Here is a 1,572-nt window from a genome sequence, read left to right as displayed (position 1 = left end):
CCACCGCCACCGCGAAGCCGAGCCCGACGGCCGCCCGCTCGACTGCCACCGGCGCCGCGGTCGCCGCCCAGCGGGCCGCCGCGGCACCGGCGGGCGGCGGACCGAACGCCTCGTACGCCCAGCAGGTCGTGGACCTGGTCAACGCCGAGCGCGCCAAGGCCGGTTGCGGCCCGGTCAGCGCCGAGCCCCGGCTGGCCAGTGCGGCCCAGTCGCACAGCGACGACATGGCCGACCGCAACTACTTCGACCACGCCAGCCCGGAGGGCTACCACGCCGACCACCGGATCGAGGCGGTCGGCTACAGCTGGAGCACCTGGGGCGAGAACATCGCCCGGGGGCAGAAGGACCCGGCGGCGGTGATGGAGTCCTGGATGAACAGCCCGGGCCACCGCGCCAACATCCTGAACTGCGCGTTCAAGCAGCTCGGGGTGGGCGTGCGGACGGGTGCCGACGGTCCGTGGTGGACCCAGGTGTTCGCCGCCCCGGCCTGATCGGGCCCGCCCCCGCCTCGCCTCCTCGCCCACGCCTTCGCGCCCCCACCTCCTCGCCCACGCCTTCTCGCCCATGCCTTCGCGCCCCGCCTGTGGCCGGTACCCCCGGCCACAGGCCAGTCCGATTTTCCGATTCCGCGCACATTGTTGTTATCTGATCACTCCCCACGGGTCTCCGAGGAGGCAGCGGCGGACGGAAACACGGCAAGACGGAGTGCGGACCATGAACGCTGATGTGCAGAACAGGACCGGGGCGACCCTGGTGCTCGCGGCGCAGGCAGGTGACCGGCAGGCCCAGGAGGCCTTGGTCGCCGCCTGGCTGCCGCTCGTCTACAACGTGGCCGGCCGCGCCCTGCGCGGCCACGCCGACGTGGACGACGTCGCCCAGGAGACCATGATCCGCGCCCTCGACGGCCTGGACGGGCTCCGTGACCCGGAGTCCTTCCGGTCCTGGCTGGTCGCCATCACCATGAACCAGGTCCGCCGCCGTCACGCCGCCGGGCAGCAGCAGCCCACCGTCGGGGGCCTGGACGAGAGCTGGGAGGTCCCCGACCCCCGGGCCGACTTCACCGACCTCACCATCCTGCGCCTGGGCCTGTCCGGCCAGCGGCGCGAGGTGGCCGAAGCCACCCGCTGGCTGGATCCGGACGACCGCGAGCTGCTCGCCCTGTGGTGGCTGGAGGCCGGCGGCGAACTCACCCGCGCCGAACTCGCCGAGGCCCTCGACCTGACCGCGCAGCACACCGCCGTCCGGGTCCAGCGGATGAAGAAGCAGCTGGAGGCGGGCCGGGTCGTCGTCCGTGCCCTCGGCGCCTACCCGCGCTGCCCCGAACTCGCCGAGGTCACCGCCGGGTTCGACGGCACCCCGAACTCGGTCTGGCGCAAGCGGATCGCCCGGCACATCCGCGGCTGCGTCAACTGCGACGGCCTCGGCCGGGACCTCTTCCCCGCCGAGGGGCTCCTGGCCGGCCTCGCCATGGTCCCGATCCCGTCGGCCTCGCCCGCGCTGCTGCACTTCCAGCACACGGCGGCCGCCACCGCCGCCACGCACTCGGCCGCCGCCGGCAGCGGCGCGGGCGTG

The 1,572-nt window shown here is 74.2% G+C and carries 2 protein-coding genes; both read left to right on the top strand.

What is annotated here, in order from left to right:
• On the top strand, positions 1-491 hold a 491-nt coding region (locus tag BG452_RS34560), incomplete at its 5' end, for a CAP domain-containing protein (protein ID WP_188308297.1).
• A 223-nt stretch (positions 492-714) separates the two neighbouring features.
• Positions 715-1,572, top strand: an 858-nt coding sequence (locus BG452_RS34555; protein ID WP_188308296.1) for an RNA polymerase sigma factor, incomplete at its 3' end; no start/stop codon positions are given.

Origin of the sequence: Streptomyces sp. CBMA123, assembly GCF_014596465.1 — a bacterium.
Lineage (GTDB): Bacteria > Actinomycetota > Actinomycetes > Streptomycetales > Streptomycetaceae > Kitasatospora.
Note: the sequence above shows the minus strand (reverse complement) of the source record. Positions and strands in the feature narration are given on the sequence as shown.